At 72.5% G+C, this 17,913-nt stretch carries 13 protein-coding genes and 1 pseudogene; 7 read left to right on the top strand and 7 right to left on the bottom strand.

Annotated elements, in window-relative coordinates; all coding sequences use genetic code 11:
• Positions 1 to 8: 8 nt before the first annotated feature.
• The 5 genes from ACFVWD_RS18680 to ACFVWD_RS18660 are packed head-to-tail and all read right to left on the bottom strand — an operon-like array spanning position 9 to position 4,493.
• Entirely contained in the window at positions 9 to 878 is an 870-nt protein-coding gene (locus ACFVWD_RS18680; RefSeq protein ID WP_389597354.1) for a biotin-dependent carboxyltransferase family protein, read from the bottom strand.
• Complete coding sequence (gene pxpB, locus ACFVWD_RS18675; protein ID WP_389597452.1) at positions 875 to 1,534, bottom strand: 5-oxoprolinase subunit PxpB; 660 nt, start codon at positions 1,532 to 1,534, stop codon at positions 875 to 877. Before pxpB ends, ACFVWD_RS18680 begins: the two co-directional genes overlap by 4 nt.
• Before the next feature lie 23 nt (positions 1,535 to 1,557).
• On the bottom strand, positions 1,558 to 2,316 hold the full coding sequence (locus tag ACFVWD_RS18670) for a LamB/YcsF family protein (RefSeq protein WP_389597352.1): 759 nt from the start codon (positions 2,314 to 2,316) through the stop codon (positions 1,558 to 1,560).
• A 30-nt stretch (positions 2,317 to 2,346) separates the two neighbouring features.
• Positions 2,347 to 3,177, bottom strand: coding sequence for a putative hydro-lyase (locus ACFVWD_RS18665; RefSeq protein ID WP_389597350.1), 831 nt, complete (start codon positions 3,175 to 3,177; stop codon positions 2,347 to 2,349).
• Positions 3,174 to 4,493: an MFS transporter gene (locus ACFVWD_RS18660; RefSeq protein WP_389597348.1), complete on the bottom strand. Its 1,320-nt coding sequence runs from the start codon at positions 4,491 to 4,493 to the stop codon at positions 3,174 to 3,176. Before ACFVWD_RS18660 ends, ACFVWD_RS18665 begins: the two co-directional genes overlap by 4 nt.
• A gap of 172 nt (positions 4,494 to 4,665) precedes the next feature.
• On the opposite strand from ACFVWD_RS18660, the gene ACFVWD_RS18655 reads away from it, so the two are divergent.
• The 4 genes from ACFVWD_RS18655 to ACFVWD_RS18640 all read left to right on the top strand — a co-directional run bounded on the left by ACFVWD_RS18655 (position 4,666) and on the right by ACFVWD_RS18640 (position 12,781).
• Entirely contained in the window at positions 4,666 to 5,370 is a 705-nt protein-coding gene (locus ACFVWD_RS18655) for a GntR family transcriptional regulator (RefSeq protein ID WP_389597346.1), read from the top strand.
• 223 nt (positions 5,371 to 5,593) lie between these two features.
• Positions 5,594 to 7,111, top strand: a complete 1,518-nt coding sequence (locus ACFVWD_RS18650; RefSeq protein WP_168489966.1) for a hypothetical protein — start codon at positions 5,594 to 5,596, stop codon at positions 7,109 to 7,111.
• Positions 7,112 to 7,148: 37 nt separating this feature from the next.
• Complete coding sequence (locus ACFVWD_RS18645) at positions 7,149 to 8,030, top strand: hypothetical protein (protein ID WP_389597344.1); 882 nt, start codon at positions 7,149 to 7,151, stop codon at positions 8,028 to 8,030.
• Positions 8,031 to 8,083: 53 nt separating this feature from the next.
• Positions 8,084 to 12,781: a hypothetical protein gene (locus tag ACFVWD_RS18640; RefSeq protein ID WP_389597342.1), complete on the top strand. Its 4,698-nt coding sequence runs from the start codon at positions 8,084 to 8,086 to the stop codon at positions 12,779 to 12,781.
• Here ACFVWD_RS18640 and ACFVWD_RS18635 read toward each other — a convergent pair.
• A pseudogene (locus ACFVWD_RS18635) lies at positions 12,778 to 12,894 on the bottom strand (GMC oxidoreductase); the annotation flags it as partial. The gene ACFVWD_RS18640 and the pseudogene ACFVWD_RS18635 sit on opposite strands and share 4 nt — an antisense overlap.
• Positions 12,895 to 12,962: 68 nt before the next feature.
• The gene (locus ACFVWD_RS18630) at positions 12,963 to 13,526 is read right to left on the bottom strand and encodes a hypothetical protein (protein ID WP_389597450.1); all 564 of its coding nucleotides are present in this window, start codon (positions 13,524 to 13,526) and stop codon (positions 12,963 to 12,965) included.
• 637 nt (positions 13,527 to 14,163) lie between these two features.
• Here ACFVWD_RS18630 and ACFVWD_RS18625 point away from each other — a divergent pair.
• From ACFVWD_RS18625 to ACFVWD_RS18615, 3 genes are read left to right on the top strand one after another with little or no spacing between them, the layout of a single operon-like run.
• Positions 14,164 to 17,049 carry a nitrate- and nitrite sensing domain-containing protein gene (locus ACFVWD_RS18625; RefSeq protein ID WP_389597341.1) on the top strand — a complete coding sequence of 962 codons (2,886 nt, stop codon included), beginning with the start codon at positions 14,164 to 14,166 and terminating at the stop codon, positions 17,047 to 17,049.
• Positions 17,046 to 17,486, top strand: coding sequence for a roadblock/LC7 domain-containing protein (locus tag ACFVWD_RS18620; RefSeq protein ID WP_054237190.1), 441 nt, complete (start codon positions 17,046 to 17,048; stop codon positions 17,484 to 17,486). The genes ACFVWD_RS18625 and ACFVWD_RS18620 overlap by 4 nt, the downstream gene beginning before the upstream one ends.
• A 9-nt stretch (positions 17,487 to 17,495) precedes the next feature.
• Positions 17,496 to 17,891 (top strand): DUF742 domain-containing protein, encoded by a 396-nt coding sequence (locus tag ACFVWD_RS18615; protein ID WP_054237191.1) that lies wholly within the window; start codon positions 17,496 to 17,498, stop codon positions 17,889 to 17,891.
• Positions 17,892 to 17,913 lie beyond the last annotated feature (22 nt).

Raw genomic sequence — 17,913 nt, 5'->3', positions numbered from 1 at the left:
GGAGCCCGTCAGCGGCGGTGTACGACCATGAAGCGCACCGGCGTGCCCGGGACCGCCTGAGCGGCCGCGGGGAGGTCGGCGCCACGGACCACCGCGATCACCGGGTACCCCCCGGTGGTCGGATGGTCGGCGAGGAAGACGACCGGTCTGCCGTCGGGCGGCACCTGCACGGCGCCCAGCACCATGCCCTCACTGGGGAGTTCGCCGGAAACGGCTCTCTCCAGTGAGGGCCCTTCCGTACGCAGCCCTATGCGGTTGCTCGCGGAGGACACCCGGTAGGTGCCCGTCGCCAGGGTCCGCAGGGCCGAGGCCGTGAACCAGTCGTCGCGCGGGCCCGGTGTCACCCGCAGGACCAGTTCCGAGGGTGGACCCGGATGCGGAACCACGTCCACGCGCGTGTGCGCCCCGTCGGGGCGCCCCAGAGGCAGCACCGTGCCGTCCGTGAGCGGCGGCGGACCGAGCCCAGAGAGGAGGTCCGTGGAGCGGCTGCCGAGGACCGGATCCACGGCCACTCCGCCGGCGACGGCCACGTAACTGCGTACCCCCGTGCGGGCCGGGCCGATGTCCAGCAGCGCTCCGGCGGGGACACGCACGGGCGCTCCCCAGGGCGCCGGACGGCCGTTCACCGTGACCGGGCAGGGCGCGCCCGTGACGGCTACGGTGACCACCGAACGCGGACGCAGGGCGCATCCGCTGAGCGTCGTCTCCAGTACGGCCGCCTCGACAGGGTTGCCGACGAGCCGGTTGGCCAGCGCCGCGGCGGGCGCGTCCAGCGCGCCTGAGCGGGGTACGCCGAGGTGGGCGTGGCCGGGGCGGCCCCGGTCCTGGACGGTGGTCAGGGCCCCGGCGCGTACGACGGCGAGGGCCCGGTCGGTCATGAGCACCCCACCGGTACGAACCGGACGCGCGTCCCCGGGGCGAGCAGCGCGGCCGGCACGCGCGCGTGGTCCCACAGCACCGCGTCCGTCGTGCCGATCAGCTGCCAGCCACCCGGCGAGGAGCGCGGGTAGACGCCCGTGTACGGGCCCGCGAGCGCCACGGAACCCGCCGGAACCGCCGTCCGCGGAGTCGCCCGGCGCGGCACGTCGTACCGGGCCGGCAGCCCCGTGAGATAGCCGAAGCCGGGCGCGAACCCGCAGAAGGCGACACGGAACTCGGCCGACGCGTGGATCGCGGTCACCTCGTGCTCGGGCACCCCCCACAGGGCCGCGACATCCGCCAGATCGGGACCGTCGTACCGTACGGGGATCTCGATCGCCTCCTCCGCGAGCGCGGCGTGCGGCGGGATCTCCCACCTGGGGAGCTGCTCCGCCAGCCGCCGGGGGTCTTCCAGACCGTCCAGGAGGACCGAGCGGGCCGCGGGGACGATCTCCGCGACCGAGAGCGAGCCCTCGGCGCGGCGGCGCAGCAGTTCGGCGTGCAGGGCCTGGGCCGCCGCGCCCGAGGAGACCTCGACGAGCAGGGCGTGGTCACCGACCGGCAGCGCCCTCGTGCCGTTCACGTCCAAAGATGCCTTCGCGTCGTCGTCGGCCATGTCGTCGGCGGCCGGGACAGCCCTCATACGAAGGCCTTCACGAGGACGCCCGAGGACTCCAGACGCGTGCGGACCCGACGTGCCAGGTCCACCGCGCCCGGGGTGTCGCCGTGCAGGCACAACGAGCGGGCGCGGACCGGGATGCGCGCCCCGGAGTGGGACGTGACCATGCCGAAGCGGGCCAGCCCCAGCGAGCGTTCGACGACCGCCTCGGCGTCCGTGATCACCGCGTCGGCCTGGGTGCGGGGCACCAGGGTGCCCTGCTCGGTGTAGGCGCGGTCCGCGAACGCCTCCGTGGCGGTGGGCAGTCCGGCCTGCTCGGCCAGTTTCAGGAACCGGGAGGCCGGGAGACCGAGGACGGGCAGGGCGGCGTCGGCGAGCAGCACGCCCTCGACGACCGCCGCCGCCTGCTCCTCGTCGTGCACGACACGGTTGTAGAGCGCGCCGTGCGGTTTCACGTACGACACGCACGCCCCGGCCGCACGTGCGAAGACCTCCAAGGCGCCGATCTGGTAGGCCACTTCGGCCGCCAGCTCGTCGGGCGGCACGTCCATCGCGCGCCGCCCGAAGCCCGCCAGGTCGCGGTAGGAGACCTGGGCGCCGATCCGTACACCCCGCTCGGCCGCCAGCTCGCACACCCGCCGCATGGTGGCCGCGTCCCCGGCGTGGAAGCCGCAGGCCACATTGGCGCTGGTGACGACGGACAGCAGCTGTTCGTCGTCGGTCAGCCGCCAGCGGCCGAAGCCCTCGCCGAGGTCGGCGTTGAGGTCGATCGGGGTCATGAGGTGCAGTCTCTCCTTCGTAGGTCGTTCTCAGGCCACGCGGTACTGCTCGTCGCGGGCGTCGGTGAGGAACATCCGGCCCGGTGCGTGGGTGATCGCGAAGGGTGGCCGGGACGCCATAACGGCTGCCTGGGGCGTCACTCCGCAGGCCCAGAACACCGGGATGTCGCCCGGGGCGGCGTCCACCGGATCACCGAAGTCGGGGCGCGAGAGATCCTCGATGCCCAGGACCGACGGCTCGCCGCAGTGCACCGGGCTGCCGTGCACGGCGGGCAGCAGGCTGCTCTCCCTGATCGCCGCGGCCACATGCTCGGGAGGGACCGGGCGCATCGACACCACCATCGGTCCGTGCAGCCGCCCGGCGGTGCGGCACTCGCGCTCCGTCACGTACATGGAGACGTTGCGGCCCTGCTCGATGTGGCGCATCGGGACGCCCGCCTCGGTCAGCGCCCACTCGAAGGTGAAGCTGCATCCGATGAGGAACGACACCAGGTCGCCGCGCCAGCGATCGACCACGTCCGTGGGCTCGTCGATCAACTCGCCGTGCTCCCACACCCGGTAACGCGGCAGGTCGGTGCGCAGATCCGCACCCTGGGCGAGCGGGGTGGTCCAGGAGCCGGCGTCCGTCACGTCGAGGACTGGGCAGGACTTCGGGTTGCGCGTGCAGAACAGCAGCATGTCGTACGCCCATTCGGCGGGCACCGAGATCAAGTTCGCCTGCGTGTGGCCGGCGGCGACTCCTGCGGTGGGGCCGGACACGCCCGAACGGAACCGGGCGCGCGCCTCCTTGGGGGTCCACGCGTGTGCCTGGCCGTCGATGTGGAGGAGGCTCGAAGGGCGTTCCTGGACGGTGTGCTTCACAGGAGTTCCTTCCCACGCGTCTCGGGGAGTCCGATCAGCGCCAGGGCGGCGAGGGCGTAGCCGATCGCGCCGAAGACCAGGGCGCCGCCCACACCCCAGCTGTCGGCCAGGAAGCCGACGGTGGTGGGGAAGGCGGCACCCACGGCACGCCCGGTGTTGTATGTGAAGCCCTGGCCCGTGCCGCGCACCTCCGACGGGTACAGCTCGCTGAGGAAGGAGCCGAACCCGCTGAAGATCGCCGACATGCAGAAGCCGAGCGGGAAACCGAGCACAAGGAGAAGCGTGTTGGCGCCGCTCGGGATGTTGGCGTAGGTGAGGATGCAGGCCGCGGAGAGGATCGCGAAGAGCAGGATGTTCCGTTTGCGGCCCAGTTTGTCGGTGAGGTAGCCGCCGGTGAGGTAGCCGATGAAGGCCCCGGAGATCAGGAACGTGAGGTAGCTGCCGGTGCCGACGACGGACAGGCCGCGCTCCGTCTTCAGGTACGTGGGCACCCAGGTGGCCAGCGTGTAGTAGCCGCCCTGGACGCCGGTGGAGAGCAGGACCGCGAAGAAGGTGGTGCGCAGCAGGCCGGGGCCGTCGGCCGAGGCGGGCTTGAAGATGGCGGTGAACGAGCCCTTCTCGGCGCTCTTCTCGCGCACGGCGGCCGCTTCCGGGGCGTCCTGCACCCGGCGCCGCACCCATACGACGAGCAGTGCGGGCAGCGCGCCGGTCCAGAACATCACGCGCCAGGCGAGGTCGTCGCCGAGGAACTGGAAGACCAGCGTGTAGACGAGCACCGCCAGCCCCCAGCCGACGGCCCAGGAGCTCTGGATCGCGCCGAGCGTGCGCCCCCGGTGCCTGGCGGTCGAGTACTCGGCGACCAGGATCGCGCCGACCGCCCACTCACCGCCGAAACCGAGGCCCTGAAGGGCACGGAAAGCCAGCAGTGTCTCGTAGTTGGGCGCGAAACCGCAGGCCACCGTGAACACCGCGTACGTGATCACGGTGATCATCAGTGCCTTGACGCGTCCGACCCGGTCCGCGACCACACCCGCGATCGCGCCGCCGACCGCCGAGACGACCAGCGTGACGGTCGTGAACAGTCCGGTCTGGCCGCTGTCCAGGCCGAAGTACGCCGCCAGCGCGACCATGCTCAGCGGCAGCGTGAAGTAGTCGTACGAGTCCAGGGCATAGCCGCCGAACGCGCCGGCGAAAGCCCTGCGGCCCTGCGGACCGAGGGCGCGCAGCCAGCCCAACGCGCCGTCGTCCGAGGTGAGTTCATCCGACTTGGGGTGTGCGCCGGTGGTCAGGGCCTGTGGTGGAGGGGTCGTGCTCATGGGCACCTCGCAGGAGGAGGACGGAGGGTGCTTGAGGACTGAGCCGTGCCGTGCGGAAGCCGTCGGCGCTCGGGCGAGCGAGCGGCGCCGTGTGTAGCAAGGTAGAGGATCGTTGAACGATCCCTCAATACCCGTGTTGTTTCGTTCTTATTTCTGCGATTGAATTCCGGGCATGGCAGAGCTGACGGGACTGGCCGACGATCGCGCCCTGCTGGGCCGCACCAGCACCGCCGAGCGGGTCTCGGACATCCTCAGGAGCCGTATCGCCGAGGGGTACTTCCCGCCCGGGACCCGACTGTCCGAGGACAGCATCGGCGGGGCACTCGGCGTCTCGCGCAACACACTGCGTGAGGCGTTCCGGCTGCTCACGCACGAACGACTCCTGGTGCACGAGCTCAACCGCGGGGTCTTCGTACGGGTGCTGACCGTCGAGGACGTCGAGGACATCTACCGCACCCGCACCCTCGTCGAGTGCGCCGTGGTCCGTGGCCTCGGCGAGCCGCCGTACACCGTGGACGACCTCGCCCAGGCCGTCGCCGAGGGGCAGCGGGCGGCGCGCGAAGGTGACTGGAAAGGCGTCGGTACGGCCAACATCCACTTCCACCGGGAGCTGGTGGCGCTCGCCGGGAGCGACCGCACCGACGAACTGATGCGCAGCGTCTTCGCCGAACTGCGCCTCGCCTTCCATGTGGTGGCCGATCCGCGGCGGCTCCACGAGCCGTACCTCGCGCGCAACCATGAGATCCTCAAGACGCTCCGGGCGGGCGACCGCGACGGGGCCGAGCAACTGCTCGCCGTCTATCTCGACGACTCCCTCACAGGGGTCGTGGAGGCCTACGCGCGGCGGGTCGCCGACGGGGCGCAGGGGATCGGCTGAGCCGGGTCGTGATTCTCAGGGACGGCCGCGGCGACGGTTCGCTCCGCCGCTCTCGCGAGGCGGCGACCGCGAGGCGCTGCGTGGAGCCGGTGTGACGCGTTGCGTGGAGGCGGTGTGACGCGCTGCGTGGAGCCGGTGTGACGCGCTGCGCGGAGGCGGTGTGACGGCGGTCGCTTCTGCGTCGTTTCGACCGTTGTCAGACCGAGGACCTAGTCTGTGCACCGTGACTTCGCCTGCATCGACGGACAGCGTTCCGCCCCAGCTCAGCGCGGGGCCGCGCCCCGCTCCGGGCCCGGCCGCCGACGAGGGCCTGGCGCGGCGGCTGCGCGCGCTCGCGTGCACCGCGCCGCTGCACGACCTCGATGTGCGCAAGGCGAATCTCGCGGGCGAGTACACGGTCTACGGGATGGCCGAGGTGGCACTCGCCGCCATCGACCTCGTCACACTGAACATGGACTTCGACACGGGCGCCGACCACGACCAGATAGTGGCCCGGCTCATCCCGCGCATCGCCGCACAGGCCCCGCAGCGCCCCGTCGCCGAGCACGAGCGCGTGGCCAAGTGGGTCCTGGAGAACCTGATCAACGTCGGCAGCGTCGACCGCGGCTTCCGGGCCGTATACGGCACCTTCGCCCCCGACGGCTCCTATGTGCGCCGCGACTACGACTTCAAGCTGATCGAGGAGGTGCCCGGGTACGGGGGGACCGTCTACCTCCGTACGACGGACGAGGCGGTCAACGTCCTCGTCGGCGCCCTCGACACCGATGTCACCAGCGCGCAGATCGCCGCCGAGGTCAAGCTCGAGGTGCTGATCAGCCGCGGCCGCCTCGCCGACGCCCAGCTCGCGGCAGAGCAGGCCCGGTACCGGACCGTGCAGTACTCGGAGACGCTCCGCAGGGCGCTCGACGCGACCCGGCGCAATGTGCGGGCCGTCGACTGGCTCCAGGCCGTGCCCGACATGATCGCCGAGGCGCTCGACCACGTCGCCGACCGCTACCGCCACGAGAACGCGATCCTCACCAACATCCGCAAGGCCCGCGACGAGTCCGAGGACCCCGAGCAGAAGCGCCGCGCCGCCGAGCTCGTCGACATCGTCAAGGACTGCATCCGCCGGCACACGCAACTGCAGTCCCGGCTCCTGGAGGCCGGGCCCCTGTTCCGCGCCGAGCAGGACCGGCAGGCCTTCGCCACACCCATGACGACCTCGGGGATCGACCTCTACGGCCACCTCGTCGCGCCCGTGCTGCCGCTGCCCGTCGCACAGGCACGGCGCGTGACGGACGCGTTCTTCGCGCGCGGGACGGGGCTGCGTACGCCGGTGGCCGTGCGGGTGGGGGATCTTGTCGAGCTCCTGCTGACACCGCCCCTGGAGCGGGAGCACCTCGGTGCGGAGATGCCCGAGCCGGACCTGATCGCCACGCCGGACGACAGCCGGTTCAGTGAGGAGCAGCTCGCTTCCGCGATGGAGCTGCTGGATCTGCCGGCGGACGCACCACGACGGCTGTCCGGGCTGCTTGCCGAAGCGCGCCGCCGGGATCCCGAACTGCCCTACCTCGTCGCCCTGTTGGCCGTTCACGCGGCCAGTCCGCCGGTCGGTACCGCGTATCGGCAGGGTGAGGAGAAGCTGTTGTTCGCCGTGGATGACGGGGTCGAGCTCGATGATCCCGAGTTCGGCGGGGCCGATCTGATAGTGGGGATGGCTTTGCTGGACGCGGCGGGGATGGCGGCGGATCGGTCGTGAATCCCAGCCTCGTAACTCTGTACAAGGAGCCTCTGTCGTGACCGAGCAGCACGTCGAGTGGAGTGAGCCGGATGCCGTCGCCGCGCCGGCGAACGCTCCCGTCACACCCGCCGACGCCGCCGACGCGGCGCGGCTCGTCGCCTTCGGGCTCCAGCCCAAGCTCCAGCCGGCACGGGACCAGGAGTACGCGGAGCTGTTGCGGCGGTACCGCGAGGACCCGCCGTTCGCCCGGCTCGCCGACGCCGTGGCCGCCGGGCTCGGGCTGGTCGTGCTGGAGGTGTCCCCGCGCGCGGGGATGGCGGTGACGGCCGCCGAGGACTCGGTGTTCGCCGTCCGGATGGGCGACTACGCCCGTCGTACCTCGGCCGACTCCGCGGACCGCTTCCTGCACGGCCTCGCCCACCTCGCCGTCGCCGCGATGGCCTTCCCGCGCCCCGAGGACCTCGCCGACGACGGGTACATCGGGCGTGTCTCGGTCAACGGCGTCGACGCGTTCGTACGACAGGCCTGCCGCCGTCTGGAGGAGCGGGCCGAGGAGCAGGGCGAGAACACCGATCCGGCGACCGAGGCGCCCGGCCTTGAGGCGGCCTGGCGGATCTGGGCACGGCGCAGCTCGACCGGCGCCACCAAGGACGCGCGAAGACTGTCCGGTTCGACGACCGGCATCATCGGCAAGGCCGTCGCGTTCCTCACCGACTCCGGATTCTTCCAGCGGACCGGCGACGACTCCGGAGGGACGTACCGGACGACGGCCCGCTATCAGCTCCAGGTGCGGGACATGGCGGGCAGCGCCGCGATGGCCGAGCTCCTCGAGCTGGGCGTCGTCCCGGTGACCGACGGCACCCCGACACTGCTGCCCGCCCAGCACACCGACGACCTGGAACTGGTGGCCGACGCCGGACTGCCGTTCCACTCCTGACCCTCCCCGACCTTCCGCACGTATCCGAAGACTTACTACGAGAGTCCGCCGCCATGTACGAGCTGTCCCGGGTCCGCCTCTACTCCATCGGGCCTGCTGGGGCGCGCTATGCCGACACCGTCCTTGACCTGAGGGGTGTCGGCGAGCCCGTGCCCGACCCCGCCCCCACCCAGGCGGAGTTCTTCGAGGAGGAGCCCGTCGGGCCGCCGCGCCGGCCCGCGCCCGCGGGCGTGCTCTTCCTGGAGAACGGCGGCGGCAAGTCGGTGCTGCTCAAGCTGATCTTCTCGGTGATGCTGCCGGGCCACCGCAACACCTTGGGCGGCGCCAGCTCCGGTGTGCTGCGCAAGTTCCTGCTCGCCGACGACTGCGGTCATGTCGCGCTGGAGTGGCAGCACACGCTGACCGGCGAGTGCGTCGTGGTCGGCAAGGCCAGCGAGTGGCGGGGACGGCAGGTCTCCAACGACCCGAGGAAGTTCGCCGAAGCCTGGTACTCCTTCCGGCCCGGTCCCGGCCTGAGCCTGGACAACCTGCCGGTCGCCGAGGCGACCGCCGTCCGGCCGTCCGTCGAGGGCGCCTCCGGTGCGCAGGGACGGCGGCGCACCATGAAGGGCTTCCGTGACGCCCTCACCGAGGCCGCAAAGGCGTATCCGCACCTCGAAGTGCACTGGGAGGAGATCCACGACCGCTGGAACGAGCATCTGACGGACCTCGGCCTCGACCCCGAACTCTTCCGCTACCAGCGGGAGATGAACGCCGACGAGGGTGAGGCCGCCGGTCTCTTCGCGGTCAAGAAGGACTCCGACTTCACCGACCTGCTGCTGCGCGCGGTCACCGACACCCGGGACACCGACGGGCTCGCCGACCTGGTCGGCGGCTTCGGCAACAAGCTGGGGCGGCGTGCCGAGCTGATCGCCGAGCGGGACTTCACCGCGGGGTCCGTGGATCTGCTCGGCCGGATCGTCGAGGCCGCCGAGGCGCGGGCACGCGCGCGTGACATCCACGCGGGCGCCGAGCGGCGCACCCGCACCCTGGCCAGGCGACTGTCCGCGCGAGCCGTGCGTGAGCGTGTCCGCGCCGGTGAGCTCGCACAGCGCGTGACCGCCGCCGCGTACGCCGTCACCCACGCCGAGGGCGCACGCGAGCGCAGCGCCCTCATCGCCGCCGAACTCGCCTACCGGCACGCCTCGCTGGCGCTCGCCGGGGCCGAGAAGTCGGCGGCCGCCCAGAAGCGCGAACTGGCCGACGCGCGCACCCTGCACTCCTCCTGGCAGGCCGCCGAGCTCGTACTGAGGCACCGTGCCGCCGCCGACCGCTCCGCGCGCGTGGCCGCCGCGATCCTCGAGGCCGAGCGGGACGCCGCGCCCGCGCTCGCCGCCCGCGCCAAGGCCGCCGTCGACCTCGTCCGCGCGCTGCACCGCGCCGCCGAGGGCGCCGAGGCGCTCGCCAACGAGGAGGAGGAGCGCTCCGCCGGACTCCAGGAGGTCGGCGAGACCGCGTACGCCGACTCCACCGCCGCGGCCACCGCCGCGCAGCGCGCCCGCAGCGAGGTCGGACATCTGCGCCAGCGCCTGAGCGAGGTCGAGCAGGAGACCGCCGAGGCGGTCCGCGCGGGCTGGCTCGACGACAGCGCCCCCGACGCCGACCCGGCCCGCGCCGCCCTTGCCGCCAGCGACGCCGAGAAGACGGCCGTCGCGGCGTGGGACACCGCGCGGGAAGCCTCGCGACGGGCCTCGGAGCACGCCCGCGAGGCGGCGTCCGCCGAGTCCCGCGCCGAGCTGACGGCCGCCCGCGCGGCGGACGCGGCGACGGCGGCCGAGCTCGCGTACGACGCCGAGCGCCGTACGGCCGAGGCACTGGCGGGGGAGGAACGGCTCGCGGAGCTGCTCAGCCTGCCGGGTGCCGTCGGAACGCGGCACGTCGGGGTACCGGTGCCCCGGGCGGCCGGGGACGCCGCTGCCCCCGCCGGCCATGGCAGGGGCGGCGACACCGGCCGAGGCGCCCGCGGCACCTCCGCCGACGTCTGGGCGGAGACCGAAGGCGCCTTCACGCCCGAGGAGTTGGACCAGTACGCCGACGAACTGCGCGAACTGCTCGACGACGCGGTCGCCTCCGCCGAGCGCCAGCTCTTCGAGCTGCGCACCGCCGCGGCCGACGACGCCCGGATCCTCGGCGCCCTCGGCGACGGCGGACTCCTGCCGCCCGGCCCTGACGTGCTGGCCACGGTCGAGTACCTCGGTGAGCACGGCATCCCGGCCCTGCCCGGCTGGCGCTATCTCGCGCAGGCCGTCGACCCCGTCGACCACGCGCGCGTGCTGGCCGCCAGGCCCGAGCTCGTCGACGGCGTGATCATCACCGACCCGGACACCCACGCGCGGGCCCGTGAGGCGCTCAGTGAAGCGGCGCTGCTGCCGCGCTCCGCCGTCGCCGTCGGCACGGCCGCCGCGCTGCTCGCCCCGACCCCGGCCGCCGACGCGGGCGACGGCGGCGTCTTCCTCGTACCGCCGAACCCGGCCATGCACGACGAGCACGCCGCCGACGAGGAACGGCAGGCGCTGCGCACCCGAGCGACCGAGCGGGACGAGGAGATCCGCACCCTCGCGGCCCGGCTCGGCAAGGACCGTGAGCTCGCGGCGCGCCTCGCCTCCTGGCGCACCGGCTGCCCCGCCGGCCGGCTCGTCGAACTGGCCGCGGCCGCCCGGGACGCGCGCGCGTTCGCCGAGGAGGCCCAGACCGAGCTCGCCGAGGCGCGCACCGTGCGGGCCGAGGCCGACGAGACCGCGGCCGAGGCGGCCCTCGTGCGCGACGAACGCCAGGACGCCGCCCAGCGCGCCCGGCGCGCGGCCGACGCGCTCGCCGGACTCGCCTTCCGCCTGCGCGAACGCGCCGGCTGGCAGGTCAAGGTGCGCGAACTCGCCGACGAGGCCACCGAGTCGGAGGCCCGCGCCCAGGTCTGCCTGGAGCGTGCCCGCGCCGCCGACGAGGACCGCCGCGCCGCCCAGCGCGCCGCCGACGACGCCCGTCGTACGGCCCGCGCGCTGCGTGCCGAGCGCGCCGAGATCGCGGGCGCCCCCGACGACGTACCGGAGGACGCGTCGCAGACGGCGAAGTCGTCGCTGCCCGCCCTGCGCGAGGCCTACCGGGCCGCGTCACAGCTGTACGAGAAGGTCGGCGTCGGCGCCGATCTGCGCGCCGAGCAGGCCCGCGCCGAGAGCGACGAAACCGCGGCCCTGGCAGAGCTGGACCGGCTCAGCAACAAGGTGCGCACCCGCGCCGCACAGCTCCTTCAGGCGCCGGACGGTTCCGACGGGCCGTCCCGGCAGGCCGCGGCCGCCCGCGCCGAGGAGCTCGTGCAGCTCCTGGAGACCCGTATGTCCACCGCGAGCGAGCAGCTCGGGCGGCTGCGCGGCGAGGCCGAGCGGCACGCGCCCGAGGACGGCGAGGCCCACACCGAGCTGTCGCAGGAGCTGGTCCCGCGCGACGCCGAGCACGCGCAGTCGCTGCTGCGCACGGCCACCGGTGAACTCGCCTCCCGCGCCGAGGCGCTCGGCCAGGCGCGGGAGGCGCACGCCGAGCTGCTCGACGCGCACCGCGCCGCCGAGGACGCGGCCGGTGGCTTCGACGAGACGGCCGCCCTGCTCAGGGACCTGCTGAGGGAGCACTCCGACGAGGAGCAGGAGGAGCCCGAGCCCTACCCCGGCACCCTCGAAGAGGCCCGGCACTCCGCCGCCGAGATCCGCCGCTCCCTGCGCGGCTGCGCCGCCGACCTCTCCGCGGCCGAGGGCGCCGTGCGCGAGGCGGGCGACATCCTCGTACGGCATGCCAACTCCAACCGCTACGAGCAGGTGCGCACCCCTGCCCGGCAGCAGATCCGTGAGCTGCCCGCGTCCGCGCTGCCCGAACACGCGCAGAAGTGGGCGGACGCCTTCGCGCCCCGACTGCGGGTGCTGACCGACGAGTTGGCGCAGCTGGAGCGCAACCGGGACTCGATCGTGGACCGGCTGCGGGGGCTGGTGGAGTCGTCGCTCGCCACCCTGCGGTCCGCGCAGCGGCTGTCCCGGCTGCCGGAGGGGCTCGGCGAGTGGTCCGGGCAGGAGTTCCTGCGCATCCGCTTCGAGGAGCCCGATCAGACCACGCTCGCCGAGCGGCTCGGCGAGGTCGTCGACGAGGCCACCCGCGCGGCGGTCAAGAAGAACTCCGACATGAGGCGCGACGGCATGTCACTGCTGCTGCGCGGAGTCAGCGCCGCCCTCGAACCGAAGGGCGTCGCCGTCGAGATCCTCAAGCCGGACGCCGTACTGCGCGCCGAGCGCGTCCCCGTCGGACAGATGGGTGACGTCTTCTCCGGCGGTCAGCTGCTCACCGCGGCCATCGCGCTGTACTGCACGATGGCCGCGCTGCGCAGCAACGACCGGGGCCGTGACAAGCACCGGCACGCCGGCACGCTCTTCCTCGACAACCCCATCGGACGTGCCAACGCGACCTATCTCCTGGAGCTGCAGAGGGCCGTCTCGGACGCGCTCGGCGTCCAACTCCTCTACACCACCGGCCTGTTCGACACGACCGCGCTCGCCGAGTTCCCCCTCGTCATCCGCCTGCGCAACGACGCCGACCTGCGCGCCGGGCTGAAGTACATCAGCGTGGAGGAACACCTCCGGCCGGGACTGCCGCGTGAGGCTCCCGCCGGGGAAGCCGTGCATACGGAGATCACGGCGACGCGTATGTTCAAGCGCCCGGCGCCTCAGGGGAGCTAGGTCCGGTCCTCCTTCAAAAGGTCCGCGCACTTCTCGCCGATCATCATGGTCGTGATGCAGGGGTTGACGGAGATGAGATCCGGCATCACCGAACCGTCCGCGACCCGCAGACCCGTGAGCCAGGCTCAGTCACGAGCCGGGCTCAGCTGCGAACCGTGCCGTACTCAGCCGCGAGCCGTACTCAGGGGTGCGACAACTGCCCGGTGCCGCCCTGCCGCCGTATTCGCTCCTGAGCGCGCTCCGTCGCGCGTGCCTGCCGTCGGGCCCGGCGCCGCTCGCGCCGCAGGGCCCGTGCGGTGCTGCTCGGTTCGGACACCACGCCGTTGCGCTGGTTCCACACCTGGCGGGTGACCCAGACGTCGAGGGCGGCCCAAGTGGCCACCACCGTGCTGGCCACGCTGCTCAGGACCATCGGGAAGGCGAGCCAGGACTCCGCCACTGTGGACAGGAAGGCGATCACGGCCTGGATCAGGGTGACCGCGATGATCAGCACCGCACGCACGGCCGCCGTACGCACCGGATCGGGCAGCCGTCGCCGACGCGCGGGCTCCTCGATCCACAACGGCCGGTAGTACGCCTGCTCTTCGTATTCGTCCGCGGGCCCGACGGCTGCCCGAGCCTGACCGTCGGGGCGCCGCTGACCGGCGGCAACGCCCTGGTCGCCCGCCCGCTCATACCTACCGGCGGCCGTGCCCCGCCCGCCCGTCGGCTCGGGGCCGCCCTCGGCGACGGCCCGGGCGCTCATGTGCTCGCTTCCGTCCCCGGCACCCGCCCGCTCGTTCTCCCGGTCGCGTTCCTCCCGGGCCACGCTCTGCCCGCTCGCCCGATCGCGCCCGTCCGCCGGAATGTCGCGATCCGGTGTCCGCGTGGCCGATCGCACCGCCACAGGCGCCGCAGTACCCACCCCTGGCGCCCCGCCCCGCTCCGCCGTGCCCATCAACTTGTCACTCCCCACCGCCCAGCAGACCCTCGCACGGGTGTCATACGACACCTGCTCCCCAGTGGCTGCCCGGCTTGCGCTGTTTTACGCGGCCTGGACGCGGCATGCGGCCCCTGTGGCCGATTCCGCCCCCATTTCCCATAGAGAAGGACGAACAATGTGCCCTGAAGATTCCCAACTAGCGAAAAATTCCGGCCAACTGACCAAGTTCACCGGTCCGATGAGCTTCGGCTCGCCATGCCGGATTCGGGGCGGCAATCTCCCCCAATGAACGGACAACTACCCATCTCCGGTTCCCTCAAGAGCCCGGGTTCCACCCTCTTCACGCCGGGCGGCGGCCCGGACACGTCTTCGAGTTACCTGTGCGTCAGTAGTAGGCTCACGCCGTTTGTTGACGCACAGGTGTACCCCCGGGCCAGCGGGGGTCGAGCTGGGGGAGGCCATGCGCTTTCGCGGGAAGTCCATCCGCCGGAAGATCGTGGCGCTGCTCCTCGTGCCGCTCCTCTCCCTGACGGGGATCTGGGCCTTCGCGACGGTACTCACCGGCCGCGCGGCCAACCAGCTGTTCAACGTGTCGGACGTCGTCGAGAAGATCGGCTACCCGACCGAGGACGCCGTCAGCGTTCTCCAGCAGGAACGCCGCCAGACACTCGTCTATCTCGCCGATCCCCGTGCCTCCGACGCGCTGGCGGCGCTGAAACGCAGTCGCACCGCGACCGATCGGGCCGTGGCGAAGGTCCGCAAGAACGCCAAGGACGAAGACGTACGGGAAGAGATGAACGGGGGCACCGCACAGCGCCTCACCACCATCCTGGACGCCCTCGACGGCGTCGACTCGCTGCGCCGCAGTGTCGAGGAGGGCACCGTCAACCGGGCCCAGGCCCTCGACCTCTACAACCGCCTCGTCGACCCCTGTTACACACTGTTGGCCAACCTCCACGTCGTGGACAACGTGGAGATGGACAAGCAGGGCCGCGCCCTCGTCAACGTCGCCAACGCCCGCGAACTGCTCTCCCGCGAGGACGCCCTCCTCGGTTCCGCGCTGGTCGCGGGCCGCGTCACCCGCGACGACATCCGCGACATCTCCGATCTCATCGCGCAACGCACCCTGCTGTACAACATCAGCCTGCCGCTGCTGCCCTCATCGGAACGCGGCCGCTTCGAGCGTTACTGGTCGAACGCCGACACGGCTCCCCTGCGCGTGGCGGAGCAGGCTGTCGTCACCTCCCCGGCCGGATTCCCGCACGGTGTCACCGCGCAGAGCTGGGACCGGGCGGCCGGACACGTGCTCAACGAACTCGCCGACCTCGACGACAAGGCCGGCGACCGCTACCAGGACCGCGTGGGCCCCGTGGCCACGGGCGTCATCGTCAAGGCGGTCATCGCGGGTGTCCTCGGACTCATCGCCCTGCTGGCCTCGCTCGTCATGTCCGTACGTATCGGCCGGAGCCTCGTCCGCGACCTGCGCCGACTGCGCCTGGAGGCCCACGAGGCGTCCGGCGTGCGGCTCCCCAGCGTCATGCGCCGCCTCTCCGGCGGCGAACAGGTCGACGTCGAGACCGAAGTGCCCCGCCTGGAGTACGACAAGAACGAGATCGGCGAGGTCGGCCAGGCCCTCAACACCCTTCAGCGCGCGGCCGTCGAGGCCGCCGTCAAACAGTCCGAACTGCGGGACGGCGTCTCCGAGGTCTTCGTCAACCTCGCCCGCCGCAGCCAGGTCCTGCTGCACAAGCAGCTCACCCTCCTCGACACCATGGAACGCAGGACCGAGGACACCGACGAACTCGCCGACCTGTTCCGCCTCGACCACCTGACCACACGTATGCGCCGGCATGCGGAGGGCCTGGTCATCCTGTCCGGCGCGGCCCCGTCCCGACAGTGGCGCAAGCCCGTCCAGCTCATGGACATCGTCCGCGCCGCCGTCGCCGAGGTCGAGGACTACGAGCGTATCGAGGTACGCCGACTGCCCCGCGTCGCCGTCACCGGGCCCGCGGTCGCCGACCTCACGCACCTGGTGGCCGAACTCCTGGAGAACGCCACGGTGTTCTCGCCCCCGCACACGGCCGTGCAGGTCGTCGGCGAACGCGTCGCCAACGGTTTCACCCTGGAGATCCACGACCGCGGTCTGGGCATGGCGGCCGAGGCGCTCCTCGACGCCAACCTGCGGCTCGCCGAGACGCCCGAGTTCGAACTGTCCGACACCGACCGGCTCGGTCTCTTCGTGGTCAGCCGGCTCGCGCAGCGGCAGAACGTCCGTGTCTCCCTCCAGCCTTCCCCGTACGGCGGCACCACCGCCGTGGTGTTCATTCCCGACGCGCTGCTCACGGACGACGTCCCGGACACCAACGGCATCGGCTTCCGTCTCGACCGAGCGCTGCCCTCGAAGGAGGGCAAGATCGAGGAGGACCGCAAGGCGGCGCTCTCCGACGTACCGGTGCGCCTCCCCGGCCTGCCTGCCGCGATCCTGGACGGGCCGGTCGAGCTTGAGGCGCCGGTCGATCTGGACGCGCTCGGCGGCTTCCCGGGCGCCCTCGACGACGAGGACGCCGAGCAGGGCGGTCTGTTCAGGCCGCGCCGCTCCATAGCGGGTGTCCCGGTCGAGCAGCACCGGCCCCACCAGCAGCCCCGCGCAGGCGGCTCGGAGACGGCCCGCTCCGGAGACGACGACCACGCGGGCGCCCCGGTCCCCCTGCCGCGCCGCAGAACTCCCAAGCTGGTCAGCTCGCACGGCCGTCCCGTGACCCGGCGCCCTCGGCGCGGCGAGGCGGGCGAGGAGCCCGCCGAGGCGCTGAAGCCGGTGGAGAGCCTCGAACCGGCCCTCGAACCGGTGGAGAGGCAAGGCGTGGCGGAGAGGGCGAGCGCACAGTCGTCGACCGCCCGGCGTACCGACCGCACCGAGACCTCCGGGCGCCGCAACGGCGAACGCCCCGAGACTCCGGGCCTTCGCTCCGAGGCGTCCGGCCTCCGAGAGGCCCCCGCTCTCCCCCGGCGTACCCGCTCCGCCGGCTCACCGTCGGGCAGGGCCGGGACCACCCCGGGCTCCGCCGCCGCGACACAAGGGGCAGAATCGGGTGCGAGTCCGCTGCCCCGCCGCGTCCGACAGGCCAATCTGGCCCCGCAGTTGAAGGACGGACCCGAACGGCGCGCCGAGCGCGACCAGGCCCGCACCCCGAAGGGGCCGGATTTCGCCGATCGCGACGCCGACGAGGTACGCAGCCGGATGGCCTCGCTCCAGCGGGGCTGGCAGCGGGGCCGCGACGAGAACGCCGCGGGCGAAGGGGCCCAGGGCGGCACAGCACCAGGAACGACGAAGGGGGACGGTCGATGACCGCACCGAAGGCCACAGGGCCCACCGCGACCAGCAAGACGTCGGGAGAGCTGAACTGGCTGCTCGACGACCTGGTGGACCGCGTGGCCAGCATCAGCAAGGCGATCGTGCTCTCCGGCGACGGCCTTGCCACCGGGGCCTCCAAGGATCTGACCCGGGAGGACAGCGAGCACCTGGCCGCCGTCGCCTCCGGCTTCCACAGCCTCGCCAAGGGCGTCGGCCGCCACTTCGAGGCGGGCGGTGTCCGGCAGACCGTGGTCGAGCTCGAGGAGGCCTTCCTCTTCGTCACGGCCGCCGGGGACGGCAGCTGCCTCGCCGTTCTTTCGGACGCTGACTCCGACGTCGGGCAGGTCGCCTACGAAATGACGCTCCTGGTGAAGCGGGTCGGCGCACATCTGGCCGCCGCTCCGCGCACCGATCTGCCCTCGGGCGGGTAGTGGGATGGCATGAGCGGAGACGGTCAGGGAAAACGCCACTGGTTCGACGACGACGCCGGACCGGTGGTCCGTCCTTATGCCATGACACGCGGGCGCACCACCAGTCCGGCCCAGCATCGCCTCGACCTGATCGCGGTGGTCGTCACGGAGCCCCACGCAGACGACCCCGAGGCCGACCATTCGCTGTCCCCGGAACACGTGGACATCGTCGAGCTCTGCCGTGACACCCCCCAGTCGGTCGCCGAGCTCGCCGCCGAGCTCGACCTGCCCATCGGAGTGGTCCGGGTCCTCATCGGGGACCTCGTGACCGAGGAAATGGTCCACGTGACACGTCCCGTACCCCCTGCCGAGCTGCCGGACGAGAGTATTCTGCGCGACGTGATCAGCGGCCTCCGGGCGCTCTGAGCTGGGCGGAAGCGGGGAACAG

The sequence above is a fragment of the Streptomyces sp. NPDC058086 genome (assembly GCF_042885015.1).
GTDB lineage: Bacteria > Actinomycetota > Actinomycetes > Streptomycetales > Streptomycetaceae > Streptomyces.
Note: the sequence above shows the minus strand (reverse complement) of the source record. Positions and strands in the feature narration are given on the sequence as shown.

Coding starts and splice junctions, on each gene's coding strand:
- ACFVWD_RS18680 (WP_389597354.1), bottom strand. CDS start 878: ATGACCGACCGGGCCCTCGCCGTCGTACGCGCCGGGGCCCTGACCACC.
- pxpB (WP_389597452.1), bottom strand. CDS start 1,534: ATGGCCGACGACGACGCGAAGGCATCTTTGGACGTGAACGGCACGAGG.
- ACFVWD_RS18670 (WP_389597352.1), bottom strand. CDS start 2,316: ATGACCCCGATCGACCTCAACGCCGACCTCGGCGAGGGCTTCGGCCGC.
- ACFVWD_RS18660 (WP_389597348.1), bottom strand. CDS start 4,493: ATGAGCACGACCCCTCCACCACAGGCCCTGACCACCGGCGCACACCCC.
- ACFVWD_RS18655 (WP_389597346.1), top strand. CDS start 4,666: ATGGCAGAGCTGACGGGACTGGCCGACGATCGCGCCCTGCTGGGCCGC.
- ACFVWD_RS18640 (WP_389597342.1), top strand. CDS start 8,084: ATGTACGAGCTGTCCCGGGTCCGCCTCTACTCCATCGGGCCTGCTGGG.
- ACFVWD_RS18630 (WP_389597450.1), bottom strand. CDS start 13,526: ATGAGCGCCCGGGCCGTCGCCGAGGGCGGCCCCGAGCCGACGGGCGGG.
- ACFVWD_RS18625 (WP_389597341.1), top strand. CDS start 14,164: ATGCGCTTTCGCGGGAAGTCCATCCGCCGGAAGATCGTGGCGCTGCTC.
- ACFVWD_RS18620 (WP_054237190.1), top strand. CDS start 17,046: ATGACCGCACCGAAGGCCACAGGGCCCACCGCGACCAGCAAGACGTCG.
- ACFVWD_RS18615 (WP_054237191.1), top strand. CDS start 17,496: ATGAGCGGAGACGGTCAGGGAAAACGCCACTGGTTCGACGACGACGCC.